The sequence below is a fragment of the Xanthomonas sp. NCPPB 3442 genome, from assembly GCF_056725145.1.
This window is the reverse complement of sequence record NZ_CM161514.1, coordinates 1-26,209: the sequence shown is the minus strand read 5'-3', so window position 1 is coordinate 26,209 and position 26,209 is coordinate 1. Positions and strand designations below refer to the sequence as shown.

The 26,209-nt window shown below is 64.7% G+C and carries 24 protein-coding genes; 7 read left to right on the top strand and 17 right to left on the bottom strand.

The window, feature by feature from the left end:
• Positions 1 to 21: 21 nt before the first annotated feature.
• Positions 22 to 1,551 carry a S41 family peptidase gene (locus AC1POX_RS00120; protein ID WP_136733093.1) on the top strand — a complete coding sequence of 510 codons (1,530 nt, stop codon included), beginning with the start codon at positions 22 to 24 and terminating at the stop codon, positions 1,549 to 1,551.
• Positions 1,552 to 1,717: 166 nt separating this feature from the next.
• Here AC1POX_RS00120 and AC1POX_RS00115 read toward each other — a convergent pair whose 3' ends face one another.
• The 3 genes from AC1POX_RS00115 to AC1POX_RS00105 form a co-directional block, all read right to left on the bottom strand.
• Positions 1,718 to 2,710: a D-2-hydroxyacid dehydrogenase family protein gene (locus AC1POX_RS00115; protein WP_057682033.1), complete on the bottom strand. Its 993-nt coding sequence runs from the start codon at positions 2,708 to 2,710 to the stop codon at positions 1,718 to 1,720.
• Positions 2,710 to 3,030, bottom strand: coding sequence for a DUF1820 family protein (locus AC1POX_RS00110; protein ID WP_008572943.1), 321 nt, complete (start codon positions 3,028 to 3,030; stop codon positions 2,710 to 2,712). The genes AC1POX_RS00115 and AC1POX_RS00110 overlap by 1 nt, the downstream gene beginning before the upstream one ends.
• A gap of 108 nt (positions 3,031 to 3,138) precedes the next feature.
• Positions 3,139 to 3,831 (bottom strand): rhomboid family intramembrane serine protease, encoded by a 693-nt coding sequence (locus tag AC1POX_RS00105; protein ID WP_003482177.1) that lies wholly within the window; start codon positions 3,829 to 3,831, stop codon positions 3,139 to 3,141.
• A 218-nt stretch (positions 3,832 to 4,049) separates the two neighbouring features.
• Here AC1POX_RS00105 and AC1POX_RS00100 point away from each other — a divergent pair, with 218 nt between their 5' ends.
• The 3 genes from AC1POX_RS00100 (at position 4,050) to AC1POX_RS00090 (ending at position 7,708) form a co-directional block, all read left to right on the top strand.
• Positions 4,050 to 5,390 carry an outer membrane protein transport protein gene (locus tag AC1POX_RS00100; protein ID WP_011345782.1) on the top strand — a complete coding sequence of 447 codons (1,341 nt, stop codon included), beginning with the start codon at positions 4,050 to 4,052 and terminating at the stop codon, positions 5,388 to 5,390.
• Between the two features lie 286 nt (positions 5,391 to 5,676).
• On the top strand, positions 5,677 to 6,378 hold the full coding sequence (locus AC1POX_RS00095) for a 2OG-Fe(II) oxygenase (RefSeq protein ID WP_031420463.1): 702 nt from the start codon (positions 5,677 to 5,679) through the stop codon (positions 6,376 to 6,378).
• A gap of 202 nt (positions 6,379 to 6,580) precedes the next feature.
• The gene (locus AC1POX_RS00090; RefSeq protein WP_218507378.1) at positions 6,581 to 7,708 is read left to right on the top strand and encodes a PA0069 family radical SAM protein; all 1,128 of its coding nucleotides are present in this window, start codon (positions 6,581 to 6,583) and stop codon (positions 7,706 to 7,708) included.
• A 117-nt stretch (positions 7,709 to 7,825) separates the two neighbouring features.
• On the opposite strand, the gene AC1POX_RS00085 is transcribed toward AC1POX_RS00090, so the two are convergent.
• Both AC1POX_RS00085 and AC1POX_RS00080 read right to left on the bottom strand, forming a co-directional pair.
• On the bottom strand, positions 7,826 to 8,191 hold the full coding sequence (locus tag AC1POX_RS00085; RefSeq protein WP_003482184.1) for a DUF1330 domain-containing protein: 366 nt from the start codon (positions 8,189 to 8,191) through the stop codon (positions 7,826 to 7,828).
• A gap of 49 nt (positions 8,192 to 8,240) precedes the next feature.
• On the bottom strand, positions 8,241 to 8,966 hold the full coding sequence (locus AC1POX_RS00080) for a helix-turn-helix transcriptional regulator (protein ID WP_372356596.1): 726 nt from the start codon (positions 8,964 to 8,966) through the stop codon (positions 8,241 to 8,243).
• Between the two features lie 405 nt (positions 8,967 to 9,371).
• Here AC1POX_RS00080 and cls point away from each other — a divergent pair, with 405 nt between their 5' ends.
• The 3 genes from cls (at position 9,372) to AC1POX_RS00065 (ending at position 11,952) form a co-directional block, all read left to right on the top strand.
• The gene (gene cls, locus AC1POX_RS00075) at positions 9,372 to 10,832 is read left to right on the top strand and encodes a cardiolipin synthase (protein ID WP_011345777.1); all 1,461 of its coding nucleotides are present in this window, start codon (positions 9,372 to 9,374) and stop codon (positions 10,830 to 10,832) included.
• Between the two features lie 75 nt (positions 10,833 to 10,907).
• A complete protein-coding gene (locus AC1POX_RS00070) occupies positions 10,908 to 11,177 on the top strand; it encodes a hypothetical protein (RefSeq protein WP_008572960.1) in 270 nt (89 codons plus the stop codon).
• 7 nt (positions 11,178 to 11,184) lie between these two features.
• Positions 11,185 to 11,952 carry a pyridoxine 5'-phosphate synthase gene (locus tag AC1POX_RS00065; RefSeq protein WP_372356595.1) on the top strand — a complete coding sequence of 256 codons (768 nt, stop codon included), beginning with the start codon at positions 11,185 to 11,187 and terminating at the stop codon, positions 11,950 to 11,952.
• 278 nt (positions 11,953 to 12,230) lie between these two features.
• On the opposite strand, the gene AC1POX_RS00060 is transcribed toward AC1POX_RS00065, so the two are convergent.
• The 12 genes from AC1POX_RS00060 to dnaA all read right to left on the bottom strand — a co-directional run bounded on the left by AC1POX_RS00060 (position 12,231) and on the right by dnaA (position 26,209).
• Positions 12,231 to 12,611, bottom strand: coding sequence for an ExbD/TolR family protein (locus AC1POX_RS00060; RefSeq protein ID WP_218488971.1), 381 nt, complete (start codon positions 12,609 to 12,611; stop codon positions 12,231 to 12,233).
• A gap of 251 nt (positions 12,612 to 12,862) precedes the next feature.
• Positions 12,863 to 13,276: an ExbD/TolR family protein gene (locus tag AC1POX_RS00055; protein WP_005912449.1), complete on the bottom strand. Its 414-nt coding sequence runs from the start codon at positions 13,274 to 13,276 to the stop codon at positions 12,863 to 12,865.
• A gap of 3 nt (positions 13,277 to 13,279) precedes the next feature.
• A complete protein-coding gene (locus AC1POX_RS00050) occupies positions 13,280 to 13,702 on the bottom strand; it encodes an ExbD/TolR family protein (protein ID WP_005912447.1) in 423 nt (140 codons plus the stop codon).
• A gap of 46 nt (positions 13,703 to 13,748) precedes the next feature.
• A complete protein-coding gene (gene exbB, locus AC1POX_RS00045; protein ID WP_005912445.1) occupies positions 13,749 to 14,510 on the bottom strand; it encodes a TonB-system energizer ExbB in 762 nt (253 codons plus the stop codon).
• Positions 14,511 to 14,595: 85 nt separating this feature from the next.
• Positions 14,596 to 15,270: an energy transducer TonB gene (locus tag AC1POX_RS00040; protein ID WP_046735624.1), complete on the bottom strand. Its 675-nt coding sequence runs from the start codon at positions 15,268 to 15,270 to the stop codon at positions 14,596 to 14,598.
• A 153-nt stretch (positions 15,271 to 15,423) separates the two neighbouring features.
• Positions 15,424 to 16,617, bottom strand: a complete 1,194-nt coding sequence (locus AC1POX_RS00035) for a tetratricopeptide repeat protein (RefSeq protein WP_008572970.1) — start codon at positions 16,615 to 16,617, stop codon at positions 15,424 to 15,426.
• Between the two features lie 277 nt (positions 16,618 to 16,894).
• Complete coding sequence (locus AC1POX_RS00030; RefSeq protein WP_071117765.1) at positions 16,895 to 17,701, bottom strand: M48 family metallopeptidase; 807 nt, start codon at positions 17,699 to 17,701, stop codon at positions 16,895 to 16,897.
• 183 nt (positions 17,702 to 17,884) lie between these two features.
• The gene (locus AC1POX_RS00025) at positions 17,885 to 18,721 is read right to left on the bottom strand and encodes a CPBP family intramembrane glutamic endopeptidase (protein WP_209261922.1); all 837 of its coding nucleotides are present in this window, start codon (positions 18,719 to 18,721) and stop codon (positions 17,885 to 17,887) included.
• Positions 18,722 to 18,789: 68 nt separating this feature from the next.
• Positions 18,790 to 21,234, bottom strand: a complete 2,445-nt coding sequence (gene gyrB, locus AC1POX_RS00020; RefSeq protein WP_008572975.1) for a DNA topoisomerase (ATP-hydrolyzing) subunit B — start codon at positions 21,232 to 21,234, stop codon at positions 18,790 to 18,792.
• 111 nt (positions 21,235 to 21,345) lie between these two features.
• Positions 21,346 to 22,452, bottom strand: coding sequence for a DNA replication/repair protein RecF (gene recF / locus AC1POX_RS00015; RefSeq protein ID WP_122272022.1), 1,107 nt, complete (start codon positions 22,450 to 22,452; stop codon positions 21,346 to 21,348).
• 1,051 nt (positions 22,453 to 23,503) lie between these two features.
• Positions 23,504 to 24,604 (bottom strand): DNA polymerase III subunit beta, encoded by a 1,101-nt coding sequence (dnaN, locus tag AC1POX_RS00010; protein ID WP_005912436.1) that lies wholly within the window; start codon positions 24,602 to 24,604, stop codon positions 23,504 to 23,506.
• Between the two features lie 276 nt (positions 24,605 to 24,880).
• Entirely contained in the window at positions 24,881 to 26,209 is a 1,329-nt protein-coding gene (gene dnaA, locus AC1POX_RS00005; protein ID WP_008572980.1) for a chromosomal replication initiator protein DnaA, read from the bottom strand.

The following is a 26,209-nucleotide window of genomic DNA, read 5'->3' as shown; positions in this document are numbered from 1 at the left end:
ATCTCTTTGTCGGAGTGCTTCATGCGCGTAGCCGTCCTGTCCGTTGCCCTGTCGCTGGCCCTGTTCGCGTCGCCTGGTTGGGCGCAGAAGGCCGGCCCCGCCGCCGCCCAGGCCAGCGCGGACGATCCGGAAGCCAATGAAGCCGCTGTTTCCAAGGTGCCGCTGGATGAGATCCGCCGTTTCGTGGCGGTCTACAACGCGGTCAAGCAGGCCTACGTCGACCCGGTCGAAGACAAGAAGCTGATGCACTCCGCCGTGCGCGGCCTGCTCTCGGACCTGGACCCGCACAGCACCTATTTCGACAAGGAAGATGCCGAAGCCTTCGACGAACAGGCCACCGGCGCCTACGACGGCATCGGCGTGGAATTGCTACAGCAGCAGGACAACACCCTCAAGGTGATCGCGCCGATCGACGACACCCCGGCCGCGCGCGCCGGCATCCGCGCCGGCGATGTGATCGTGGCCATCGACGGCAAGCCGATCGATGCCAGCAAGGCGATGGAGCCGCTGCGCGGCGAATCCGGCAGCAAGGTCGTGTTGACCATCATGCGCGACAAGACGCCCAAGCCGTTCGATGTGACCCTTCAGCGCGAAACCATCCGCGTGGCCAGCGTGCGCAGCAAGCTGCTGGAGCCGGGCTACGGCTACATCCGCATCAGCACCTTCCAGGCCGACACCGGTGCCGATTTCCAGAAGAACCTCAAGCAGCTGCAGGCCGGCGGCAAGTTGCGCGGGCTGGTGCTGGACCTGCGCAGCAACCCCGGCGGTCTGCTGACCTCGGCGGTGCAGGTGGCCGACGATCTGCTGGACAAGGGCAATATCGTCAGCACGCGCGGGCGCATCTCGATCAGCGATGCCAAGTTCGACGCCACTCCGGGCGATCTGCTGAGCGGCGCACCGGTCGTGGTGCTGGTGGATGCCGGTTCGGCCAGCGCGTCGGAAGTGCTGGCCGGCGCGCTGCGCGACAACAAGCGCGCACGCATCATCGGTAGCCGCACCTTCGGCAAGGGCTCGGTGCAGACCGTGCTGCCGCTGGACAACGGCGACTCGGTCAAGCTCACCACCGCGCGCTATTACACGCCCAGCGGCAAGTCGATCCAGGCCAGCGGCATCGTGCCGGACGTACTGCTCACCCCCGAACCGCAACCCGGGGATGCCGATGTGTCGGCCAGCCTGACCGACTACAGCGAAGCCACCTTGCCGGGCCACCTGCGCGGCGACGACGAAGGCGAAGAGGGCTACAGCGCCGGCGACGTACTGCCGGGCGACGGCCCGATCGCCGAAGCCCTGGCCGAACTCAAGCAACCCGGCTCCGCCGCCAAGGCGCAGGCTGCACGCAAAGCCAAGGCGCAGGCCGCGCAGAAGGCCAAGCCAGCCAAGACCGGTGCCGATCCCAAGCCCGCCGCAGCGCGCCCGGCGACCACGGACAAGCCCACATCGGCCGAACCGGCAGGCAAGGCCAAGCCGGCCACTGCACCCGCAGCGCCAGCCGAACCGGTGCAGCCGGGGCCGCCAAAGGACACGCCAGCGTCCACCGAACCGGCCAACTGAGAGCGGCCCATGCAACGTCGTGGCCCGTCGTCAGGCGGGTTTGGTCGTCTCGCAGAGGATTGGTGTGGGAGTGGTGCATGCGGCACCCAACATCAATCGCCGCTCACCTGGCAGCAGCGCGCGCGGCTGGTCGGCTGCTTCCGGGCCGCGCTCACCCAGCGGGGAATCACACCCGCTGGGTTGTTGCCAACACCTCAGGATTGACCAGGTTGCGCGGTGTGCCCGCCGCGAACGCCAGCACGTTATCGAACGCCGCGGCGAAATACAGCGCGTAGCTGTCGCGCTCCACGTACCCCAGATGCGGTGTCGCCAGCACGCGCGCATGCCGCAGCAGCGGATCGCGCGGGTCCAGCACCGGCTCGTGCTCGAACACATCCAGCGCGGCCTGCGCCGGCCGGCCCGCGTCCAACGCAGCGAGCAGGGCGCCAGGGGCGATCAACTCGGCACGGCTGGTGTTGACCAGCAACGCGTCGGCGCGCATGCGCGCCAGATCCTGTGCGGTGATGTCATGACGTGTCTGCGCAGTCAGGCGCCGATGCAGCGACAGCACGTCGCTGCGTTCGAACAGTTCCTCGCGGCTGCCCGCAACCGCGAACCCATCGCGCGCTGCCTGCGCACAGGATGCCGCCCCGCCCCACACCAGCACCTGCATGCCGAACGCGCGCCCGAAGCTGGCCACGCGTTGGCCAATCCGCCCATAACTCCAGATCCCCAGCGTGCGCCCATGCAGCACGCGGCCCAGGCCGGGATCGCCAAGCGCCTGCCAGCGTCCCTGCTGCAATGCATGCTGGTAGTCGGTCAGCCGACGGCTGGCCGACAGGATCAGCGCCCAGGTCAGCTCGGCCGGCGCCACCGGCGAGCCGACGCCTTCGGCCACCGCCACACCCGATGCGGTGCACGCCGCCACATCCACATGCGCGCCAACGCGCCCGGTCTGGCTGATCAGTTTCAACCGCGGCAGCCGTTGCAGCAGCGCCGCATCCACGCGCGTGCGTTCGCGGATCAATACCAATGCGTCGGCGTCGGCCAGAGATGCGGCACGCGCGTCGAGCTCCGCGTCCAACGCGCCGAGCACCTGCACCGGGTGGCCCTGCATCTGCTGCAGGCAGGGCAGCTGAGCGACGGCGCCCTGGTAGTCGTCGGGCACCACAATGCGCATCAGCGTGGCTTGATCGGCGAGGGGAACGGGGTGACCACCTTGTCGCCGGTGGTGGCATCGCGAATCACCGACTGGCCTTTTTTCTCCACTTCTTCGATCCGCACGATGCTCTGCATCGGCAGGTGCAAGGTCTTGGTATTGCCGAATTCCTCGCGCAGGCGTTCTTCGGTGGGGTCCACCACCAGCCCGTCGTGCACGTCGAACACTAGCTCGCCGATCTGGTTGAAGCCCCACAGATGGCTGCCGGTGACCTCACGCGCGTAGAGCTCGTACACCTTGCCGTGATTGAGGAAGGTGACTTTGTACAGAGACTTGGACATGCACACGATTATAGGCGCGCGCCTGGACAGCGACGTGCGCGGCATCGTGCCGGTACCTCGGCCACGCATGGGGTGCGGCCTGCCGCTACAGCCCGGATGCTGCGCGGCTCAGAAACCGTGGCGCTTGCGCAGCCGCCGCGCGATTGCCGCGCGCACGTACAGGCCGTACACGATGCCGAACACGAAGCCGGCGATGTGTGCCGACCACGCCACCATGCCGAACGCCGGGCCGATATAGGCGAACACCACCTGCAGCAGTGCCCAGGCGCCGATCAACAGCGGCGCCGGCACACGAATGAATTCCAGAAACACGCCCAGCGGCAGCACCACGCCCAGCTTGGCGCCCGGAAACAGCGCCAGGTACGTGCCGATCAACGCCGACACCGCACCCGAGGCGCCGATGATCACCCGGTCCGGCGTGCCGATGGCAAAGATCGCCGCCAGGTTGGAGGCCGCGCCGCCGACCAGAAACAGCAGCAACAACCGCCACGGGCCCAGGATGCGTTCGGCCGGCAGCCCGAAGATCAGCAGGAACACCAGGTTGCCGAGCAGATGCGACCAGTCCGCGTGCAGGAACAGCGCCGTGAACAGGCGCAGCACGCTGCCGTCGCGCAAGGTGGCCCACCAGTCGCCCAGATTGGAGACCCCGCTGGAGAGCGCGCCCCAGTCCAGCCACAACGTATTGCGCGCCTCGCCCGGCCGGCTGATCGACCACAGATACGCCAGCCACACCGTGGCGAACAGCAACGGCACTGCCCAGCGCGGGGTGGGTTTCTTGCGGGAAGGAAGAGAGACGAACATCGGACGGCGACAATAGCCGGTCCACGCTGCTGAACCCAGCCCTAACCTGACGGCACGTTCAGCGCGCGCCTCGTTATTGTTCGGTTAATCGTCATGGGTATACTGCGTACGGCGTCGTATGTCGGGGGGGGGTCTCCGGCGCGCTCCGGGCACTGGATTGGTGCTGGACGCGGGCGCTGAACCGACCATTGCAGTCCTTATCCGGAGAGCTACAACTTATGTCTACCGCTTCCACTCTCAGCCGCGCCACCCTGTTGGCCGTCGGTATCGCTGGCGTGCTGGCCGTTGGTCAGGCGCACGGCGCCGCGTTCCAGCTGAAGGAAAACAGCGCCAAGGGCCTTGGCCGCGCATTCGCAGGTTCGGGCAGCGCCCCGGATGATGCCTCCATCATCGCCAACAACCCGGCAGGCATGCGCCAGCTGGACGGTCGCCTGTTCCAGGCCGACGTCAGCGCCATCAGCTTCTCGGCCAAGTTCCAGCCCGACACCGCGGCCTACGCCAACGGCGCTCCGGTCTCCGGCGGCAACGGCGGCGACGCCGGCATGATCGCGCCGGTCCCGGCGATGTACTTCCACGTGCCGTTCGGCGAGAACGACAACATGCACCTGGGCACCTCGCTGACCGTGCCGTTCGGCTTCAAGACCGAATACGACCGCGACTGGGTCGGCCGCTACCACGGCACCAAGACCGAGCTGCAGGCGATCGACTTCAACGTCGCGTTCTCCTATGACGTGAACCCGTACGTGTCCTTCGGTGCCTCGGTGTTCGCCGAGCGTCTGGATATCGACCTGGCCAACGCCGTGGATTTCGGCAGCGTGCTGGCTGCGCGCCGCGTGCCGGGCTTCGCGCCGGGCAGCGCCGATGGCTACTCGCGCATCAAGGGCGACAGCACCGAAGTGGGCTTCACCCTGGGCGGCTTGTTCAGCATCGACGAGAACACCCACATCGGCTTCAGCTACCGCTCGCAGGTGGAACACAAGATCACCGACGGCACCGCCGACTTCACCGTGCCGGGCAGTGCTGCCGCCGTGCTGGGCGTAGCCGCGCCGGGTACCTTCGTCGACACCAAGGGCCGCGCCACCGTGAAGCTGCCGGCCAGCGCCACCGCCAGCTTCACGCATAACGTGAACGAGCAGTGGTCGATCATGGCCGACGTCACCCGCACCGCCTGGAGCAAGTTCGACCAGGTGACCGTGGACTTCGCCTCCAACCAGCCCGATAGCGTGCTGGACTTCTCCTACCGCGACACCACCTTCGCCTCGATCGGTGCCGACTACCGCATGAGCGACACGGTGACCCTGCGCGGCGGCCTGGCGTACGACCAGACCCCGACCACGGCCGAACACCGCGACGTGCGCGTGCCGGACGCGAGCCGCAAGTGGGTTTCGCTGGGCATGAGCTGGCGTCCGTCGGCGCAGACCGAGTACAACTTCGGCTACACCCACCTGTTCACCAGCGACCCGACCAGCGACACCCGCAGCGCCACCGGCGACCGTCTGGCCGGCAGCTACGACGTGAAGGGCGACGTGCTGGCCGCTTCGATCAACTACAAGTTCTGATCGCCGCAGCACGCGTTGCGTGACGAAAAACCCCGCTTCGGCGGGGTTTTTCTTTGGCGCCTTGCATGCTCCAGCCACGACACGGGCAACGAGCAACAAGCAACAAGCAACAAGCAACAAGCAAAGCAGGCAGGACACATCGCCTCGGCACCGCGCTTGCCCACCGTGTGCGGTGGCGCCACCTGGCCACGCACGGGTGATCCCGACAACCTCGCGTGCTGATCCCCCGGCACGCACCGCCTGTCGAACGCTGCAGCCGGCGCGCCGGATTGCTATGGTCAGGCGCATGAGCCAACCCGACTTCATCCAGATCACCGACAACGCCATCGCGCGCGAGGAGTGCGTGGCCATCGTGCAGCGCATGCGCCAGAGCCAGCAGCTGCATCCCGGCCGCATCGGTGGCGGCGTCTTTCCCGACCTCAAACACAGCCGAGACTTGCGCATCAGTGGGATGGCCGAATGGGCGGAAGTGGAAAACCGCCTGCAACAGGCCGTGTTCGATGGCGTGCTCACGTATCTGCGGCAGTATCCGCAGGCGTTGATTTCACCGCTGATGCTGCAGGTCACCACCGCCGATGGCACAGCGCATCGCCTGGTGGCCGAGGATATCGTGCAGATGAGCGACCAGGCGCTGGGCGATCTGGCACGCACCTGCCTGCGCCCGGGTGCGATCAATCTGCAGTGGTATACCGCCGACCAGGGCGGCTACCCGTACTGGCATTGCGAGCTGTATCCGCGCGATGCCAATGCCGACACGCTGCATCGGCATCTGCTGTGGACGCTGTATCTCAACGAGGAATTCGAGCAGGGCGAAACCGAATTCCTGTTCCAGCAACGCAAGGCGCGCCCACGCACCGGCAGCCTGCTGATCGCTCCCACCGCCTTCACCCACACCCACCGCGGCAACCGCCCGGTCGGCGGCGACAAGTTCATTGCCACTAGCTGGATTCTGTTTCAGTCGGCGCAGGCGCTTTACGGCGGGGATTAGGGAATCGGGAATAGGGAATGGGGAATCGCAACGGCGGCGCTTTCTGCTGTTGCTGTTGCTGTTGCTTTGCCGATTCCCGTTTCCCGATTCTCCATTCCCCCAGCTGCGCCTGCGCCCTGCACTGCGTCGTAGCAGTTGTGCTCGCTCCTCGGACCGGTACACGTCGCTTGCACCAGGCTTGGTTAGTAAGAATACTAACGGCATGCAGAAGAACTCTCTCCCCGGCGCGAGCGCGGCAGCTGAGCGCGATGTCCGCAGCTCGCGTACGGTCATCAAGGGGCGCGGCACCACCGCCTACGTGCCCGGCCGCTTCGCGGTCACCACCGCCGTCGAGATAGACGATGGCTGGGGCGCGCTCGATGCCGACGGCGAGGCCGCCATGCGTCCCAAGACCGTGGTGGCCGAGGAAATCGCGCGCAGCATCATCAGCCGCAACAACTCGCCCGACATCGGCTTCTCGCAGTCGGTGAACCCGTACCGGGGATGTGAGCACGGCTGCGTGTACTGCTTTGCCAGGCCCTCGCACGCGTATCTGGATCTGTCGCCAGGGCTGGATTTCGAAACGCGGATCTTCGCCAAGCCGAATGCGGCAGCGCTGCTGCGCGCAGAGATCGCACGCCCGTCCTACCAGTGCTCGCCGATCGCGTTGGGGATCAATACCGACGCCTACCAGCCCACCGAGCGGCGCCTGCACATTTCCCGGCAATGCCTGCAAGTGCTTGCGCAGGCCCGTCACCCGGTCAGCTTCGTGACCAAGGCAGCGTTGATCGAACGCGACATCGATGTGCTGGCCGAGATGGCGCAGCACAACCTGGTGTCGGTGTATTTCTCGGTCACCACGCTCGACAATCGCCTCGCGGCCAAGATGGAGCCGCGCGCCGCCGCGCCGCACGCGCGACTGCGCGCGATGCAGGCGCTGCACGCTGCCGGCGTACCGGTGGGCGTGCTGGTCGCTCCGGTCATCCCGATGATCAACGACAAGGAACTGGAGCGCATCCTGGAGGCGGCCGCAGCCCACGGCGCACGTTCGGCCGGCTACGTGTTGCTGCGCCTGCCGCACGAGCTCACCCAGTTATGGCGCGAGTGGCTCGAGCTGCACTATCCCGATCGTGCCAAGCATGTCATGAGCCTGATCCAGCAGATGCGCGGCGGCAAGGACTACGACAGCCGCTTCGGCAAGCGCATGGTCGGCGAAGGCCCGTTTGCAGAACTGATCGCGCAGCGGTTTTCCATCGCGTATCGGCGCCTTGGATTCGGGCGGCTGCCCAGGCTCGATACCACGCAGTTCCGGCCACCCAGACCGGATACGCCGCAGCTGGACTTGTTTTGATCCTGTCGGGTCCGCGCTGCCTGCAGTGGCCTTGGCCCCGACGCGCAGGCAACGCATTCGGCAGCAGGACCAATGCGCCAGCGCCGGCAAACGCGCTGCAACGCGTCCAGCAGAGGGCTACAGCGTGATGCCGTGGAAGGGTTGCAGCACGATCTCGGCAATTGCCGAACGTCCCACCTCGAAGGCATGCTGATACTCCGCATCGGCAATCATCTGCTTGAAGGCGGATCGACCCGGATACTGCACCAGCGTGACCGCATCCCACGGCTGTGCCTGGCCCGCGGTCAGCACCGGCAGGCCATCGCCACTGAAGACAATGTGCGCGCCGAACCGGGCCAGGATGGGCGTGGCTAACCGCAGATACTGGTGATAGCGCTCGCGGCCACCATCGGCCTGGAAGCGAATCAGGTTCAACATGACGATCGCCGAGGTGTCCTCGTCATCCAGGAACGCACCGAGCGCATCGGGTAAAAACGCAACCATGTCAGTCTCCTTGGTCTGGCTTCCTCGCAGTGGAAGCGGCCAACACACGCTAGCGTTGCGGCGTGTCAGAAACTGTCAGTAGCGAACGCCAGTCGCGGTCCTGCTGTCGCCATTGCTTCACCAACGCCTGGCGCGACTGCGGGTAACGCGTTTGCAGCAGTGCCTGCACCTGCAACCGATCGACACGAAAATGCCGGAACGCGCAGCGGCGCTCGCACCAGGCTGCCAGGACGCGTACGTCGTCGAAATACACCAGGGCGATCGGCCAGACGATGCGCTCGGAGTGCGTCTCGTGCGCATCGACATAGCCGATCGCCAGTTTGCATTGCCGCCGAATGGCCTCGCGCAACACGGCGGTCTGCGGATGATCGACCGACTCGGATGTGGAAGCGGCGGTCAGAATCGCCGCTGGCGCCATGTCTGTGCCGGCGCCATCGCCGTGCTTTCTGGCAGACAAGATCTTCGCCAGGGCGCTTTCACCACATCTGGCCAAGGCAGGATCGGCGCGTTGTTTGACCCAATCCAGGCCCAGCATGACCGCATCCAGTTCCTCCTGCGAAAACGCCAGCGATGGCAGGAAGAATCCCGGCTTCAGGTAATAGCCAACGCCGGCTTGGCCCTCCAACGGCGCACCGAGCGCGCGCAAGGTGTCGATATCCCGGTAGACGCTTCGCTGCGATACCCCCAACTCGGACGCCAGCGCAGCTGCCGACACCGGCCGTCTGTGCGCGCGCAGCAGGCCAAGCAGTTCAAACAGGCGGGTTGTCCTGGACATCCATCAGCCTTCGCGCGACAGCCTTGCATTCCGGCGCTCATCCTAGAGCGTGTCATGTACTTTGAGGTGAGTGCGAAGCGTCCTATGGCGCGTGGAGACACCGCGTGCGCTGCGGCCAGGCTTGCCGCCTGGGCACGGCGCGCAACGCGGTATCGGCGCCCCACACGGCGCTTCCCCGGCAGGTTGGCCGCCAGCGCTGCAGTGCGCTCTGGCGAATGCCATCCAGGGCTGGAAGCGCCCGGGCACGCGACCGACGCCTGCAGAACGGGCAGGTCTTGCCGGCTCGAGGGCACCGGCGCGTGCAGGCCGCTATCGGCAGCGTTTGCGTGCCGCCGCCGCCATCGCCACCTCGCTCACGCGGGCAGTGATCATCGCAACACCGCATGCGCCCCGTAGAATCCGCGCATGCTCGCACTTGCACAGGGCGCGTGGGAGTGGCTGGCCACCATTCCCCACCTCGAAGCGCTCCTCCTGGCCGCCTATGTGCTGTATCTGCTGTGGATCGCCGGCTGGATCGTGCTGCAGAAGCGCGAACCGGTGGCCACGCTGAGCTGGGTGTTGTCGCTGGCGGCGCTGCCGTACCTGGGGCTGCTGATCTACTACTGGCTGGGCCCGCAAAAGGTCAAACGGCAGCGGCTGCGGCGCGGGCGCTCGCGCTCGGGCATGGAGAGCTACAGCAGCGTCTGCCCGCCGGATGCCGACTGTACCGAGCTGGCCAAGATCGCCCAGTCCACCACCGGGCTGGCGCCCAGCAGCGCCACCGAAGTGCACTGGCTGGTGGATGGCGCTGCCACGTATGCCGCCATCATCGAAGCGATCCGGGGCGCACGCGACCATATCCATCTGGAGTACTACATCTTCCAGCCCGACCACAGCGGTACCGCGATCTGCGCTGCGCTGATGGAACGTGCCCGTGCCGGAGTCAAGGTGCGGCTGCTGATGGATGCGATCGGCTCATCGGCAATGACCCGACGCGCACTGCGCACGCTGCGCGAGGCCGGGGTGGAAACCGCCTGGTTCCATCCCTCGCAATTGCTCAAGCCATTCAAGCGGCCGTGGTTGAACCTGCGCACCCACCGCAAGGTGATCGTCATCGATGGCCGCGTGGGTTTCACCGGCGGCATCAACGTCACCGACGACGAGAACGAGCAGGTGCGCAAGCAGGCGTATCGCGATCTGCACGTGCGCCTGCAAGGCCATGTGGTGCGCAGTCTGCAGCTGGTGTTCCTGGAGGACTGGCTCTATGCCACCGGCCAGGGCCGCGCGGCCTTCCACGGCCAGCAGCTGTGGCCGGACGATGTGCCCACCCGCGCGCAAGGCACGGTGGATGCGCAGGTGCTGGTGTCCGGCCCGGATTCGTCGTGGGAAGCGATCCACCGCCTGATGGTCGCCGCCATCCATGAAGCCAAGCATCGCGTATGGCTGGTCACTCCGTACTTCGTGCCCGGCGAAGCGGCGCGCATGGCGCTGACCTCCGCCGCACTCGGCGGGCTGGACGTGCGCCTGCTGGTGCCGCGCGTGAGCGATTCGCGCTTGGTCACCTACGCGGCGCGCTCGTATTTCGACGAGTTGCTGGAAGCCGGTGTCCGCATCTACGAGTACGGCCCGCGCATGCTGCACACCAAGGCGCTGCTGGCCGACGACGATGTCTGCATCGTCGGCAGCGCCAATTTCGACAGCCGCAGCTTCCGGCTGAATTTCGAGTTGTCGATGCTGTTCCGCGACCAAGCGGTGGCGGCAGAGATGGCCGGGCTGATCGGCACCGATCTGCAGCAGGCGCAGGAAGTGCAATTCGCGCGGCATCGGCCGTTATGGCGCTCGCGCCTGCCGGAAGCCTTCGCCCGGCTGTTGTCGCCGCTGCTCTGACCAACGGTGCGGCGCCCACGTGGAACCGCGCCGGGTGCGGCGCTACACTGCCGCCACTCAACGGGGGAGCGCGTCATGCACTGGCTGTTTCTGCTTATGGCACTGGGTGCGCTAGTGCTGGCTTTCAGCACGCCGCACGTGTGGTTGCTGGTGGTCTCGCTGCTGGTGGCGTTGGTGCTGCTGCTGTTGTGGACGCGCGGTTGGTTCGCCTCGCGCATGGGCGACACCCAACGCGATACCAGCAGCATGATCGATCCGGCCGAGCTGCGCCGCCTGCGCGAGCTGGCAGAAGCACGCAAGTCGGCCGCCCTGGCCGCCGCACGTGACAGCGAGCCGCAGGCCTGATCACCGCATGACCACCCAGCTCAGCGTCAACGTCAACAAGATTGCAGTCCTGCGCAACTCGCGCGGCGGCACCGACCCGGACGTGGTGCAGGCCGCACGCGCCTGCATTGCCGCCGGCGCGCACGGCATCACCGTGCATCCGCGCCCGGACCAGCGGCATATCCGCGCCGACGACGTGCTGGCGCTCAGTGCGCTCACGCGTGTGCAGGCGGTGGAATTCAATATCGAAGGCAATCCGTTCGCGCCACCGCGCGCAGGCTACCCGGGGTTGCTGGAATTGTGCCGTGCCACGCGCCCGCAGCAGATCACCCTGGTGCCGGACGGCGACGGGCAGCTGACCTCCGATCACGGCTTCGATTTTGCGCAGGACACCGCGCAGCTCGCCGAGCTGATCACCGCGTTCAAGCAGCTGGGCAGCCGGGTCAGCCTGTTCGTTGATGCGGGTAACCCGGACATCGCCCGCGCAGCCGCGCTCGGTGCGGACCGTATCGAGTTGTACACCGGCCCGTATGCGCACGCGCACGCCAGCGGCCAGGCCGATGCCACGTTGGCGCTGTTCGCCGATGCCGCGCAGCGCGCCAGTGCCGCAGGCCTGGGCATCAATGCCGGGCACGATTTGTCGCAAGCCAACCTGGGCGATTTTCTCGCCGCTGTGCCGGGTGTGCTGGAAGTATCCATCGGCCACGCCTTGATCAGCGAGGCCTTGTACCAGGGATTGGATGCAAGCGTGCGCGCGTACGTCGGCATCCTGCGTGGCAGCCACGTTGGCGCTTGAGTCCATGCGCTAACGTCGGCATCGATGATCGATGCCCGGGTTGGCGACAACCACGTTCGCGTGGTGGATGCTACGCAGGAACATCACGACGAGCGCCTGGTTAGCGACGGCCAGCTGCTGCCGGTGAGAAACAACCTCGATTAACTCCCCATACCTGTCGCGTCCGAAGCCGCGATGCGGCGCCTGGGCGACCGCATCGTGCGTTGTTGCATGCACTGCACTTGGCCAAGCGCAATACGCGCTTGCAGAAACTACTGCACGAAGGCGATGCGCTGCGCTTACGCGTTCTTCGCTGCCGCCAGCACGCTGGCCATCACGGCATACTCGGCATCCGCACTGGCGGCGATGCGCAGTTCCGGCTGATGTCCTGCAGTTGCCTGCATCTGCTCGATCAACCTGGACTGGAGTTCCTGCAAGGTCACCGGGTTGGCGTTCCAGAACAGCTGTCCGTCGGCATCCACACGCAAGGCGATTGGTGCAGGCGGCTCCGGCCGTGTGGTCACTTGCGAACTGTGCTGCGGCAGATCCACCGCGATTGTCCGCGTCACCATCGGTGCGGTGACGATGAAGATAATCAACAACACCAACATGACATCCACCAGCGGCGTGACATTGATCTCCGCCAGCGGTCCCCGATCCCCTGTCGTACTGAAAGCCATGACTGCCTCCCGTGCTGTGATCGTGGGTGCTGCACGGCCGAGCACACACCTGCGACCTGCACCGGCAACTCGACGCGGGTACGGGCGCGCTGGCGGCACGGCATCGGCTCGGCAATGGGTGCTTGACGCTGAAGGGTCTACAAGCGCTGCCATTAACGCGCTTGGGTCGAAGCACACATAAAAAAACGCCACCGTTTCCGGTGGCGTTGCAGTCGCGTCATGACTGTTGTGTTGCGGTCTTGCAGATACGTTTACTGCTGCATGAAGCCGATTTTCTTCATCTGCGAGTTCTTCGCAGCGGCCAGCACCTTGGCCATCACCTCGTACTCCGCATCCGGATTTGCATCGATGCGCAGTTCCGGCTGATTGGTCGGATCGGCCTGCACCACTTCTTCCATCTTCTGTTGCAACACATCGACCGGAGTCGGGCTGTTGTTCCAGAACACCTGGTTGCTGGCGTCGATACGCAACTCGATCGGCGGCGGCGGTTCGGTCGTCTGCGGTGGCGGGTTGAGCACCCGCTGCGGCAGATCCACGGCGATCGGGTAGGTCATGATCGGCGCGGTGACGATGAAGATGATCAGCAGCACCAGCATCACGTCCACGAGGGGCGTGACGTTGATGTCGGCCATCGGCCCACGGCTTCCACCAGTACTAAATGCCATGGCTTACTGCCCCTTCACTTTGGTTGCAACGAAACCGACGTCCAGCATGCCCTGACCCTGCGCGATCTTGGTGATCTCGTTGATCGTACGCATCTTGGTCGTGCGGTCGCCACGCAGGTTGAGCGGCGGCTGCGGGGTCTGCTGTGCGGCTGTGGACAGGCGCGACTCCAGGGCTTCCTTGGAAATCGGCTCGTCGTTCCAGTACAGCGACCCATCTTCCTTGACGGCCAGAGTGATCGGCGCGGCGCGTTTCTCCGCATCTTCCTTCTGGATCAAGTTGGCCTCTGGCAGCTCCACCTTGACCTTATGGGACATCAGCGGTGCCGTAATGATGAAGATGATCAGCAGCACCAGCATGACGTCCACGAGGGGCGTCACGTTGATGTCGGCCATCGGGCCACCGCTGTTTCCACTACTGAAGGCCATAACGGGCTCCGTCTAAATCGTTGCGAAGGCGTTCTTGACGACCGGATTAGCGAACGCGCGAACCGGTGGCGAAGAAGTCGTGCAGGTCGTGGGCAAAGGTGTCGAACTTGGCGATCACCGAGCTGTTGACCTTGGAGAAGAAGTTGAACGCGAACACGGCCGGGATCGCGACGAACAGGCCGATCGCAGTCATGATCAGCGCTTCACCCACCGGGCCGGCAACGGCGTCGATGGAGGCCGAACCGGTTGCACCGATCTTGATCAGCGCGCCGTAGATGCCCCACACGGTACCGAGCAGACCGACGAACGGTGCGGTTGCACCGACGGTGGCCAGCAGGGTCATGCCCGACTGCAGCTTGGTGCTTTCGCGGGTCACGGCCTGACGCAGGGCGCGGTCGACGAACTCCGAACGGCTCAGGCTCTCGCCCAGGCCACCGGTGCTGCCTTCGGCACGCTGGTGGTGCGCAGCAGCCTGGGCGGCGTCCAGCGCGATCTTCGAGAACGGCTCGGAAGCCGGCTGTTCTTCCATGGCGCGGATGGCGTCCTGTGCATTCGGGGCATCCCAGAACGCGGTGGTGACGCGGTCAGCCGCGCTCTTCAGGCGGGTGGCACGGAAGATGTTGATGACAGTCCAGTACCAGGAGGCAGCGGACATGGCGATCAGGGTGATCAACACGACCCAGGACACGGCGAAGTCGCCGGGGCTGGAAGTCATTTCGGTGATCAAGTGCTCGAAGCCCATCTGCGACAGAGCGGCCGACGGATTGGAGCCCCCTGCAGCGGCGGCGATAAAGAATTCCTGCAGCATGACGCTTACCTTTGTTGTGTGTGGTGATGAAGGGTGGAGCGAAAGGAAGACAGGATCCTGGGCCGACCGTGGCCGGCCCGTGGGATCAGTTCAGAGCAAAGTTGACCGGGACGCGGACACGTCCGGCGGCTTTCTGCCCGTTGACGGTGGAAGCGTTGAACTTCCACTTGCGTGCTGCGTCCATCGCGGCACGGTCAAGGTCGCGGTTGCGGCTGGACTTTTCGACCGACACGTTGGTCACGTTGCCGCTGGCATCCACATCCACGATCAGGATGACCTCACCTTGGACACCGGCACGGAATGCAGCCGGCGGGTACTTCGGCGGGTTCATGTTCTTGGACGAGATATCGACGCTGGCGCCAATGTCGCTCGGCGGAGCCGGCGGGCTCGGCGGGCTCGGCGGCGTGACGATATCGCTCGGACGCGGTTCGGGAACGTCGACCACCGGAGCTTCCGGCGGCGGCGGAACCGGTGACGGCTTCGGCGGCGACAGATTCTTGACCGGCGGCGGCGGCTTGTCTTCCGGCGGCGGCGGCGGCGGCGGCGGCGGCGGGGGAGGAGGCGGTGCATCCACCAAGGTGACCATGGTGGTGCGCTCCTTCTCTGCCGGAGCCTTCGGCGCCACTGCAGGGATCAGCAACATCATCAGTGCAGTGAGGTGCAAAGCAATTACAAAAGCAATGCCGATAATGCGGGCCCAGCTCAGACCCTGGTTCCCGGCATCGTAGTCATGCCTGTGGATAACGAGTTGTTCCGTCATGCGCCAATGGCTCTTTCAGTGGGGGCCCGGATCACTGTGATGATCCCCAGGTTTTCGGACGGCTTTGACACCGCAGGAACTCCCAAGCTTATACCAATCCCGAGTCCTGTAACCACTAAAAACACAGGGATTTCGGGGGTTTATTTTCTTTTTTTACTTCAGGTTGATGATCTTCTTGGCGTCTTCGGGTTTTTTAACACCCTTGGCGATCGCCTGCTGTGCGGCCTGCTTGGCCTCGGGGATGCGACCTTCCGAATGCAGCACCTTGGCCAGATTCAAATAGGTCTCGCCATCCTTGGAAAGCGGTGCGGCCTTCTGCCAGTTTTCGATCGCCTTCGGGACATCGTCGCTGTAGTAATACGACTGGGCCAGGGCAAGGTATGTCTGATAATCGGGCTTGAGGATGCCTTTTTGCATACCCTCATTGATGACGGCAATGACGTCCTTTTCTTTGTTCTCGGTGTTGGCGTAGATGGAATACAACTGCTTGTATTCCTTTTCTTCGGTCAACTGGCCGGAGGCACGCAGCTTGTCCATCACGCCTGCGGCCTTGTCCATCTGGTCGGCCTGCATGTACATGTTGGCCAGGTTGAGCTGCGCCTTTTTGTCGTTGGGCGTCTTGGCGGCCAGCGCCTCGGCGGCCGCAACGGCCTCACCGGTCTGGCCAGCTTCGGCGTAGGACGCCATCAGCAGCTGGTTCCAGCTGTCCTTGGGCTCGGGCGAGGCAGCGATGGCCTGCTTCAACACCGGAATGGCTTCCTTGTAGCGCTCGGTCTGGTACAGCGCCTGGCCCTTGAGGATCAGGTCTTCCGGACGCTGCGACTTGCTCTCTTCCAGATATTTGTCCAGCGTGGCCAGACCCTCGGCCTGCTGGTCGTCCTGCATCTGCAACTGCGCCAGCATCAGCATCGACTGGAACTGGCCGTTGTTGTCCAGCGCGTTCAGGCCGATGGCCTGCTGCAGGTACTTCTTGGCAGCGGCGGTGTCGTCCAGGTTGTAGGCAGCCTGCGCGGCCAGCTGGGCCGCCAGCGCCTTGTCGGCGTCGTTGGCAGCGCTGTTGGCCAGGATCTCATCGGCCTGGGTGCGCACGCCTTGGTAGTCCTCGCCCTTGTTGAAGGTTTCGATCAGCTTCTGCAGCTTGCTGCTCAACTTGGAGGACGGCTTGATCGTCGGTGCCTGGCGGGTCGACTGCGGGTACAGCTCTTCGGCCTTGCCGCTCTTGGATTTGCGGCTGGCGCGTTCGGAGGAACGGTCCGACTGCGCGACCGCATCGGTGACGACAGCCCCACCCAGCGACGCGGCGATGAACAGGGACAACAGGGCTTGCTTGCGGTTGAGCAGTTTCATGTTTCACCTCGGACGATCCGCCGTCGGGCGGTACGAAAAGCGGAATGGGCGCTGTACGAAAAATCTGAGCCGGCAAACTTAGCAGAAAGTCTCAGTTCCCGAAAACGGTTTCCATGTTGTGTTGCGGCAATCAGAAGCGGGAAACCGATGTCTAAGCGTCGCTAACAGGCCTTGACCGGTGGAGCGACGCGTGCGCCACGCGGGGAGGCGGGCAAGCGCCGCATCGAATCGGTGTTCGTCCAGGTTGACGGCGGCCGCACGGATGTCGTCAGCAGCACTAGCCACAACGCGGCACGCGCCCGCTCTGCCTGGCCTGCTGGTACACCGGTTCGAGCTGGGCAACGTCGGCCTGCAGTTCGCGGATGCGGTTGGCAGGGTCGGGGTGGGTCGACAGCCACTGCGGTTGGCGATTGCCGCTGGCGGCCATCATGTTCTGCCACAGCGTCACCGCCTGTGCCGGATCGAAGCCGGCCTGGGCCATCAGACGTTGGCCGACCACATCGGCTTCGCTTTCCTGGGTCCGCGAGCCGGGCAGCAGGAACACTGTCTGGGCAGTCATACCGCCGACCTGATTGACCGCGCTGGCCGCCCCGTCGCCATAGGCGGCGCCGGCGAGTGCGCCGATGATGCCCAGGCCCGTCTGCGCGCCGAGCTGACGGGTGATGCGCTCTTCGTGATGGCGCGAAATGACATGGCCGATCTCATGCCCGAGCACGGCGGCGAGTTGATCCTGGGTCTTGGCGACAGTGAAAATGCCCGTGTTGACACCGACCTTGCCGCCGGGCAGGGCGAAGGCATTGGCTTCGTTGTCCACGAACAGCGCGGTTTCCCACTTGGTTTCGCGCCATTGCGGCGGCAGTTGTGCCACCAGCGCATTGACCACGCACTGCACGTAGGCGTTCTGCTTGCCATCGGTGCTGACTTTTTCCTTGGCCTTGGTCTGCGCAAAGGATTGCGCGCCCAACTGGTCCAATTGCTGTTGCGATACCCCGCCCACCACCTGTCGGCGGCCGGTTGGCGAAGTTGTGGTGGCACACGCCGTCAGTGCAAGCACGGCAACAACGATCAACAGCCTAGCTTTCATTCGATCCCCCTAGAACCATGGGGGCATTCTGGCAGGCTCGTCTTAACTTTTCGTCAAACGGTTCCGTGCGGCCGATGACGCGTGCCCAGCCGGGGCGATCGGCTGTCCAAAGCGTGCGGATCCATTCGGTGCCCAGGCGCCGCGCCGCTGCGGCTGGGTTCTCGCATCTGACCGCTTGTGGACTCAGCCAAGCCCGAAAAAGTACAGCGCTGCCAGGGCCGTGGTGTTGTTGATGCCATGCGCGGCAATGGGCGCCCATAACGTACCGGTGCGCCAGTACAGCCATGCGAACGCCGCGCCCATGCTGCCGTACACCAGCCACAGCTGCGCGATCGCGGCCGGGCCGTTGCCGCTGATGCCGGGTACTTCGTGCACCAGCGCGAAAATCGCCCCGCTCAGCACGATGCCCAGCCAGGGGCGGCCGGCAGCGAGCAGGCGCCCGAACAGCACGCGACGAAACAGCAGTTCTTCGTAAGCCGGCGCGATGACCACCGCAAACAGCGTCAGTGCCAGCGGCCACTGCTGGAGCGCGTCTTCCATCAACGGCAGGTTGGTGGGCACCGGCTTGATGCCTAACGCCGAAGCCGCCACGCTGACCAGGTTGCTGAGCAGGAACACTGCGGCGGCGACCAGCGCGGTCCAGCCCCAGGTGGAGGCGCGACGCGCGGCAGCCCGCGAGGCGGTCTGTTCGGCAGCGGTGGCGCGGCGGCGCCAGTAGTACAACAGCAGCGCCGGCGTGGCCGTGCTGACCAAGGCGGTGAGCAGCTGCACCATCACGCCGGGTTGGCCAATGGCGGCCATGACCTCGGTGGGCGAGGGAGTCAGTCCCTGCGCCTTGGCCGCCTGTACGTGGCCAAAGCCACGCACCGCGCCCCACAACGCAAAGCCGGCCACGCTGAGGGTCAACAGCAGGCCGGCGGCGATGAGCACGTCGACCCAGAAACCCACGAGCACGGGCAGCAACGGCGGCTTGCCGGCAACCGTGCATGGTGCCGGGGGCGGTGGAAGATCGGTGCGCATCATCAATCCTGCGAACACCGCACCGGCCACCACGCCGCGGTTGCGACGTGTCGGCCGATGCGGGTGCCTCAGATATCCAGGTTGGACACCTTCAGCGCGTTGTCCTCGATGAAGTCGCGGCGTGGCTCGACCACATCGCCCATCAAGGTGCTGAAGATCTGGTCGGCGGCCACCGCGTCCTCGATGCGCACCTGCAACAGGCGACGCGTGTCGGGGTTGACCGTGGTTTCCCACAGCTGCTCGGCATTCATTTCGCCCAGGCCCTTGAAGCGCTGCACCTGGCGGCCCTTCTTGGCCTCGTCCAGCAACCAGGCATGGGCCTGCGCGAAGCTGGTGATCGGGTGGCTCTTGTTGCCGCGCACGATCTGGGCACCTTCGCGCACCAGGTCGTGCAAGGCCAGCGAGACCTCACGCAGCGGACGCAGCTCGCCGCTTTCGAACGCACCCATCGGCAGCACCTGGGTGAACTCTTCGCCCATGTGGCGGCGGATGGCCACCAGGGTGGCAGGCGCGTTCTCGCTGCCGGGGTCGAAGCGCAACTGGTAGCGCGCGGTACCCAGGGTGCCGCGGTTGAGCACTGCCTGCAGTGCATCCAGGGTCGGATGCTGGTCGCCTTCTGCCTGCAGTTTTTCCACATCCAGTGGCGGCAGGTCGATCAGCGCGGTGAGCAGGGCCGGGTCGTAGCGGTGTGCGTTGCGCGCGATCGCTTCGTTGGCGCTGGTGAACAGCATCAACAATTTCTCCAGCGCTTCGCCGGTGATCGGCGGTTCGTCGGTAGCCGGAATCAGCGCCGCGCCCTCGACCGCATTGCTGGCCAGGTAGGCGTTGAGCGCCGCGTCGTCCTTCAGATACAGCTCGCTCTTGCCCTGCTTCAGCTTGTACAGCGGCGGCAGGCCGATGTAGATGTAGCCGCGCTCGATCAACTCCGGCATCTGCCGGTAGAAGAAGGTCAGCAGCAGGGTGCGGATGTGCGAGCCGTCCACGTCGGCGTCGGTCATCAGGATGATGCGGTGGTAGCGCAGCTTGTCCGGGTTGTACTCGTCGCGGCCGATGCCGGTGCCCAGCGCAGTGATCAGCGTGCCGACCTGGTCGGAGGCCAGCATGCGGTCGAAGCGGGCGCGTTCGACATTGAGGATCTTGCCGCGCAGCGGCAGCACGGCCTGGTTCTTGCGGTTGCGTCCCTGCTTGGCCGAACCGCCCGCCGAGTCACCCTCGACGATGAACAGTTCCGACAGCGCCGGGTCCTTTTCCTGGCAGTCGGCCAGCTTGCCCGGCAGGCCGGCGATGTCCAGCGCACCCTTGCGGCGGGTCAGGTCGCGTGCCTTGCGGGCGGCTTCGCGCGCGCGCGCGGCATCGACGATCTTGCCGGTGATGGCCTTGGCTTCGTTCGGGTTCTCCTGCAGGAACTCCTGCAGGCGCGCGCCGAAGGCGTTCTCCACCGCCGGGCGCACGTCCGAGCTGACCAGCTTTTCCTTGGTCTGCGAAGAGAAGCTGGGGTCGGGCACCTTGACCGAAAGCACCGCGATCATGCCTTCGCGCATGTCATCGCCGGTCAGCGCGACCTTGGCCTGCTTGGCGATGCCGTTCTGTTCGATGTAGGTGCTGAGCACACGCGTCAGCGCCGCACGGAAACCGGCCAGGTGGGTGCCGCCGTCCTTCTGCGGGATATTGTTGGTGAAGCAGTACATGGTTTCCTGGTAGGCGTCGGTCCATTGCAGGGCCACGTCCACCATGATGCCGTTGTGCTCGCCGGTCACCGAGATCACATTCGGGTGCAGCGGCGACTTCAACTGCGCCAGATGCTCCACGAAGCTGCGGATACCGCCTTCGTAATGGAAATCGTCGCGACGGCCTTCGCCGCGCTCGTCGATCAAGGTGATCTTGACGCCGGAATTGAGGAAGGACAGCTCGCGCAGGCGCCGCGCCAGGATGTCGTAATGGAACTCGACGTCGCTGAAGATGGCCACGGACGGCTTGAAGCGCAGCGTGGTGCCGCGCTTGGTCGAGGCTTCCAGCTGCTTGAGCGGGTACTGCGGCTCACCCAGCGCGTACTCCTGCTGGTAGTGGAAGCCGTCGCGCCAGATATCCAGCCACAAGTGCTCGGACAATGCGTTGACCACCGAGACGCCTACGCCATGCAGGCCGCCGGAGACCTTGTAGCTGTTGTCGTCGAACTTGCCGCCGGCGTGCAGCACGGTGAGGATCACCTCGGCCGCCGAGACGCCTTCTTCCTTGTGGATGTCGACCGGCACGCCGCGCCCGTTGTCGGAGACCGCCACCGAGCCATCGGCCAGGATCTTCACCACGATGTCGTCCGCATGCCCGGCCAGGGCTTCGTCGACCGAGTTGTCGACCACCTCGAACACCATGTGATGCAGGCCGGTGCCGTCATGGACGTCGCCGATATACATGCCGGGGCGCTTGCGGACGGCCTCCAGGCCACGCAGCACGGTGATCTTGCTGGAGTCGTAGGTGCCGTTGGGTGTTGGCGGGATGTTTTGTTCGTCGGTCATGCGCGTGCCGTTGGCTCCACAACACGGGCGAAGGCGGCGATAGCCGCTCCGCACCGTGGGAAAAGGGGGATAGCGAGCAAATTATACCCGGCACGAGCCGGCCGTCGCGGCTCAGTGGGCCGCTGCCTGTCGCGTAATGTGGCCGTGTTCCACGTGGAACTGCTGCAATAGTGCGCCGGCATCTGCAAGGCCAGGCGGGGTTTCGGTTGCGGTGATGAGCACCTGTGCCGGCGCGCACGCGAGCCGCTGCAGCACACGCCCCTGATGGTGCCGGTCCAGCTCCGAGCCCAGATCATCCAGGGCGATGACCGGCCACTCGCCGCGTTCGTAGGCGAAGTCCTCCGCCTGTGCGAGCAGGCAGGCGAGGGCGGTGAGCTTGGCCTGTCCCCGGGAAAGCGCGTCCCGTCCAGGGAGTGCCTGAAAGCTGGGCACCCAATCTGCCCGGTGCGGGCCTTGCGAGGTGTAGCCATTCTGGCGATCGCGTTCGCGCGCAAGCAGCAGGGCGTCTGCCAGCGAGACCTCGTGGCGCTTCCAGCCGGGAGCGAACGTCAGCGCAGACAGTCCCAGCGCGGGCGCGATCGCATCTGCCACGGGAACCAGCCGCTCCTGCAGGCGTTCCAGGTAGCGCGTGCGCCGAGACGTCAGGCTCTCGCCGGATTCGGCAAGTTCGTGGTCCCAAGCGTCCAACATGCGTGGCTGCGCGCCCTGTTTCAGCAACGCATTACGTTGCTTGAGCGCCCGGGCGTAGCGGCGCCACATAGTGAGAAAATCGGGTTCCACGTGGAACAGGCCCCAATCCAGGAAGCGGCGGCGAGGTTCGCCACCGCCACTGATCAGCACGTGGCTGCCGGGCTCGAACGTCACCACTGCCAGCGCAGCGCAAAGCGCGCCAAGCTGCGCCACGTCTTCACCATCCAGACGTCCCGTCCATTCCTGCCCGCTATGACGCAGGCCGGCTCGACGCGTCCGTTCGCCCGCAGCGCCGTTGCCTTCTTTCCATTCCACGAAAACTTCAAGGTCGTTGGCGCCTTGTTGGATCAGGCCGTCACGGACGCGCCCGCGGAAGCTGCGGCCGTAGGCCATCAGATGCAGCGCTTCGAGCACGCTGGTCTTCCCCGCACCGTTGTCGCCGGTCAGCAGATTCAAGGTACTGGAGGGATGAAGCTCGACCGTGTGAAACCGGCGAAGCCGATGAATGGACAACCGCACTACATGCATCGATCGGTGTGCTCCGGGCTGTAATCCGGCATGCCGGTCGGGTCGAAGGATACGGGATCGGCATGAAACGCGCGCAGTTGTGGCCGGCACAACGGCGGGATAGGCAGGGGATAACATGTGGACAAAAAAGGGGCCGAGGGCGGTGTTTTTGCTTATCCACAGCTTGTAAGCCGTAAAACAGGTCGATAAACACAGGGTTTCGACCCGCTAATTTCCTTTAAGAACAATCACTTGAGGTGTTTTTACGCGAAATCTGCGTCTACCATCACCACAAAGCTCTTAAGTTATTTATAGATTTAAAAGCAAAGCGCTATGTGCATAAGTCAAAAACAGTAGGGAGCTGAACAGCTGAACGCTAGATCTCGCCGACATGGTGCGATAGCAAATCAGTCGGTTCACCTTGGACTGAATTTGTTCAGGTTGAACGAGCAGAGTTTTAAACCCAACGGCGCATGAGAGAGAAGATGTCTTGTTCTCTGCCTGCTTTCGCTGTGTCCCGGACCAGGCCAGCTCGACGGCCAAAGACAGGGCGCATGAATCAGGCTCGGCTCCGGCCACGTTGAGACTTTCGGACCTCGCTGAGTCGCCAGGTGCCAGGCCCGTCCAAAATTTCAGGACACTGCTGACGTAACGCGAAGAGGCGTGGCGACGGCAACAGGCCGTAAAGGACCCACGTACGCGCCGCGGTGAGTCTTGTCCTGACGTTCGACCAAGTCGGAGCTGGATCCGCGGCCGTCCCATGTGGATTCTGAAACTCGATGTGTACCGCGTCTCAACCCTGGCGCCGATGTCCAGCCAACACAGCAGCGCCGTGGCAAGCGCGTGGAGCGCGTTTGGTCGATCGATCGGATCGAAGGCATAGCTCCCACGCTTACGTCAGCGCTTTATCCCTTCAGATCATGCACAGGCGCCATAGCTCGACCCACGCCCCATTTGGTCGCCACAGACGACTTGGCCGCGATGCTTATCTACACACAACAAGCCCCCGAATGGCGCAAACAAAAAGCCCGGCAGATGCCGGGCTTTTGCGTGTTCCACGTGGAACGAAGCGTTAGAGACGCAATGGCATCACCACATGGCGCGACTTCTCGCTGCTGGCCTCACGCACCAATGCAGACGAATTGGCATCACGCAGCTGGATCACCACGTGCTCGTCGCGCAATGCCGACAGCGCGTCGAGCAAATAGTTGACGTTGAAGCCGATAGCCAGGTCGTCGACCTTGGTATCGGCCTCGATCTCTTCCTGCGCTTCTTCCTGCTCGGGGTTATGCGCGCTGATCTTCAGCTGACCCGGCGACACTTCCACACGGACGCCGCGGTACTTCTCGTTGGACAGGATGGCGGCACGCTGTAGCGACGCGCGCAGCGCTTCACGATCCACCTTGACCTCACGATCGGCACCGATCGGAATCACTGCCTCGTAGTCCGGGAACCGGCCGTCGATCAGCTTCGACGTAAAGGTCACATCACCGCGCTTGACGCGGATATGGCTACGTCCCACTTCCAGCTCGACCTCGCGATCGGCACCTTCCAGCAAACGCTGCAGCTCGGTCACGCCCTTGCGCGGCACGATGATCTGGCGCTTGGCGCCGCCGGCTTTCTCCAGCTCCATCTCGCACAGCGCCAGACGATGACCGTCGGTGGCCACGCAGCGCAGCAAGCCGTCGCGCAGGTCGAACAACAGGCCATTGAGGTAGTAGCGCACGTCCTGCTGGGCCATGGCGAACGCGGTGCGCTCGATCAGCTCCTTGAGGCCGGCTTCGGGCACCACGACGCGCTCGGTCGCCTCGACCTCGTCCACGGACGGGAAGTCATTGGACGGCAAGGTCGCCAGGGTGAAGCGGCTTCGCCCGGCCTGCACGGTGACTTTGTCGCCGGTCTGCGAAATGGTGACGCGGCTGCCGTCGGGCAGGGCGCGCAGGATGTCGAACAGCTTGCGCGCCGGAATCGTGGTTTCGCCGTCCTGCGCGTCCTCCACCAGCGTGCGCGAGATCATTTCCACTTCCAGGTCGGTGCCGGTCAACGAGACCTGTCCGTCCTTGACCTGGACCAGCAAGTTGGCCAGGACGGGCAGGGTTTGACGGCGTTCGACCACATTGACCACTTGTGCCAATGGTTTGAGGAAGGCTTCGCGCTGCAGTGTAAAACGCATGTGGTTCCGTGCCCCTATGCTTTAAAAGATATGGAATAAATCAAAAGCTTGGTGGTGATGGTAGGGCCGTTTTCAGCGGATAACCACCGTAACTATTTGTTTCCAAAGACATTTCAGCATCTGAAACGCGTTGGACTAGTGCGCCTGAGCTGGTCGGAAAACCTGTGGATAGTTTCCCAGCCGGACTGCGGTGCAACGTTATCCACAGATTCTCCCGCATTTGACCCCAACGTTTCCACGCTTTTTTCCAGCCTGGCGCCGATGGCAGCCGATGGCCTACTCGCTGAGCTTGCGAATCAGCTTTTCCCAGTCCTCGCGGAGCTTGCCGTCGGCCTCCATCAACGTGCGGATCTGCCGGCAGGCATGCAGCACGGTGGTGTGGTCGCGGCCGGCGAACGCGTCGCCGATCTCCGGCAGGCTGTGCTCGGTGAGCTCCTTGGCCAACGCCATTGCCACCTGGCGCGGGCGCGCCAGCGAGCGGGTGCGCCGCTTGGACAGCAGGTCCTTCATCTGCAGGCCGTAGTAATCGGCCACGGTCTTCTGGATATTGGGAATGCCGATCGCCTGTTGCTGGGCGCGCAGCAAATCGCGCAGCGTCTCCTGGGCAAATTCCACCGTGATCGAGCGGCCGGTGAAGTTGGCACGCGCCACCAGGGTGTTGAGCGCGCCTTCTAGGTCGCGCACGTTGGAGCGCATCTTCTTGGCGATCAGGAATGCCACGTCGTCGGGAATTTCGGCGCCGCGCTCGCGTGCCTTGGCCAGCACGATGGCCGCGCGGGTTTCGAAGTCCGGCGGGTCGATCGCCACCGACAGGCCCCAGGCCAGGCGCGACTTCAGGCGCGGCTCCAGGCCTTCCACTTCGCGCGGGTAGCGGTCGCAGGTCAGGATGATCTGCTGGCGGCCATCGAACAGCGCGTTGAAGGTGTGGAAGAACTCTTCCTGGGTGCGGTCCTTGCCGGCGAAGAACTGGATGTCGTCGATCAGCAGCGCATCGATCTGCTGGAACTGGCGCTTGAACTGGTCCATCGCCTTGTCCTGCAGCGCCCGGATCATCGCGCTGAAGAACTGTTCCGAACGCAGGTACATCACCTTGGCGGCCGGATTGGCCTGACGCAGCGCATTGCCGGCCGCGAACATCAGGTGGGTCTTGCCCAGGCCGGTGCTGCCGTACAGCAGCAACGGGTTGTGCGCGCGGTCGCCGGGCTTCTGCGCCGCCTGAATCGCGGCGGCCAGACCCAGCTGGTTGCTGCGGCCTTCGACGAAGTTGGCGAAGGTGTAATGCGAATCCAGGTTGCCGGCGAACGGCACCATCGGCGCAGCCTGCGGCGCACTTGGCACCGCCGCCGCTGCGGGGGCCGGCTCGGGCGCACGTGGACGCGAACCGACCGCCAGCGCGACTTCGCCGTTGCCGGCGAAATACGCCAGCAATTCGCGGATGCGCGGCAGGTACCGTTCGCGAACCTGGTCGACGATGAAGGCGTTCGGGGCGTACAGCACGATGCTGTCGCCGCGATCTTCGGCTTGCAGGGGTTTCAACCAGGTGTGGACATCTTCGGGCGGGAATTCGGCTTCGAGACGTTCCAGACAGCGGGGCCAAGCATCCAT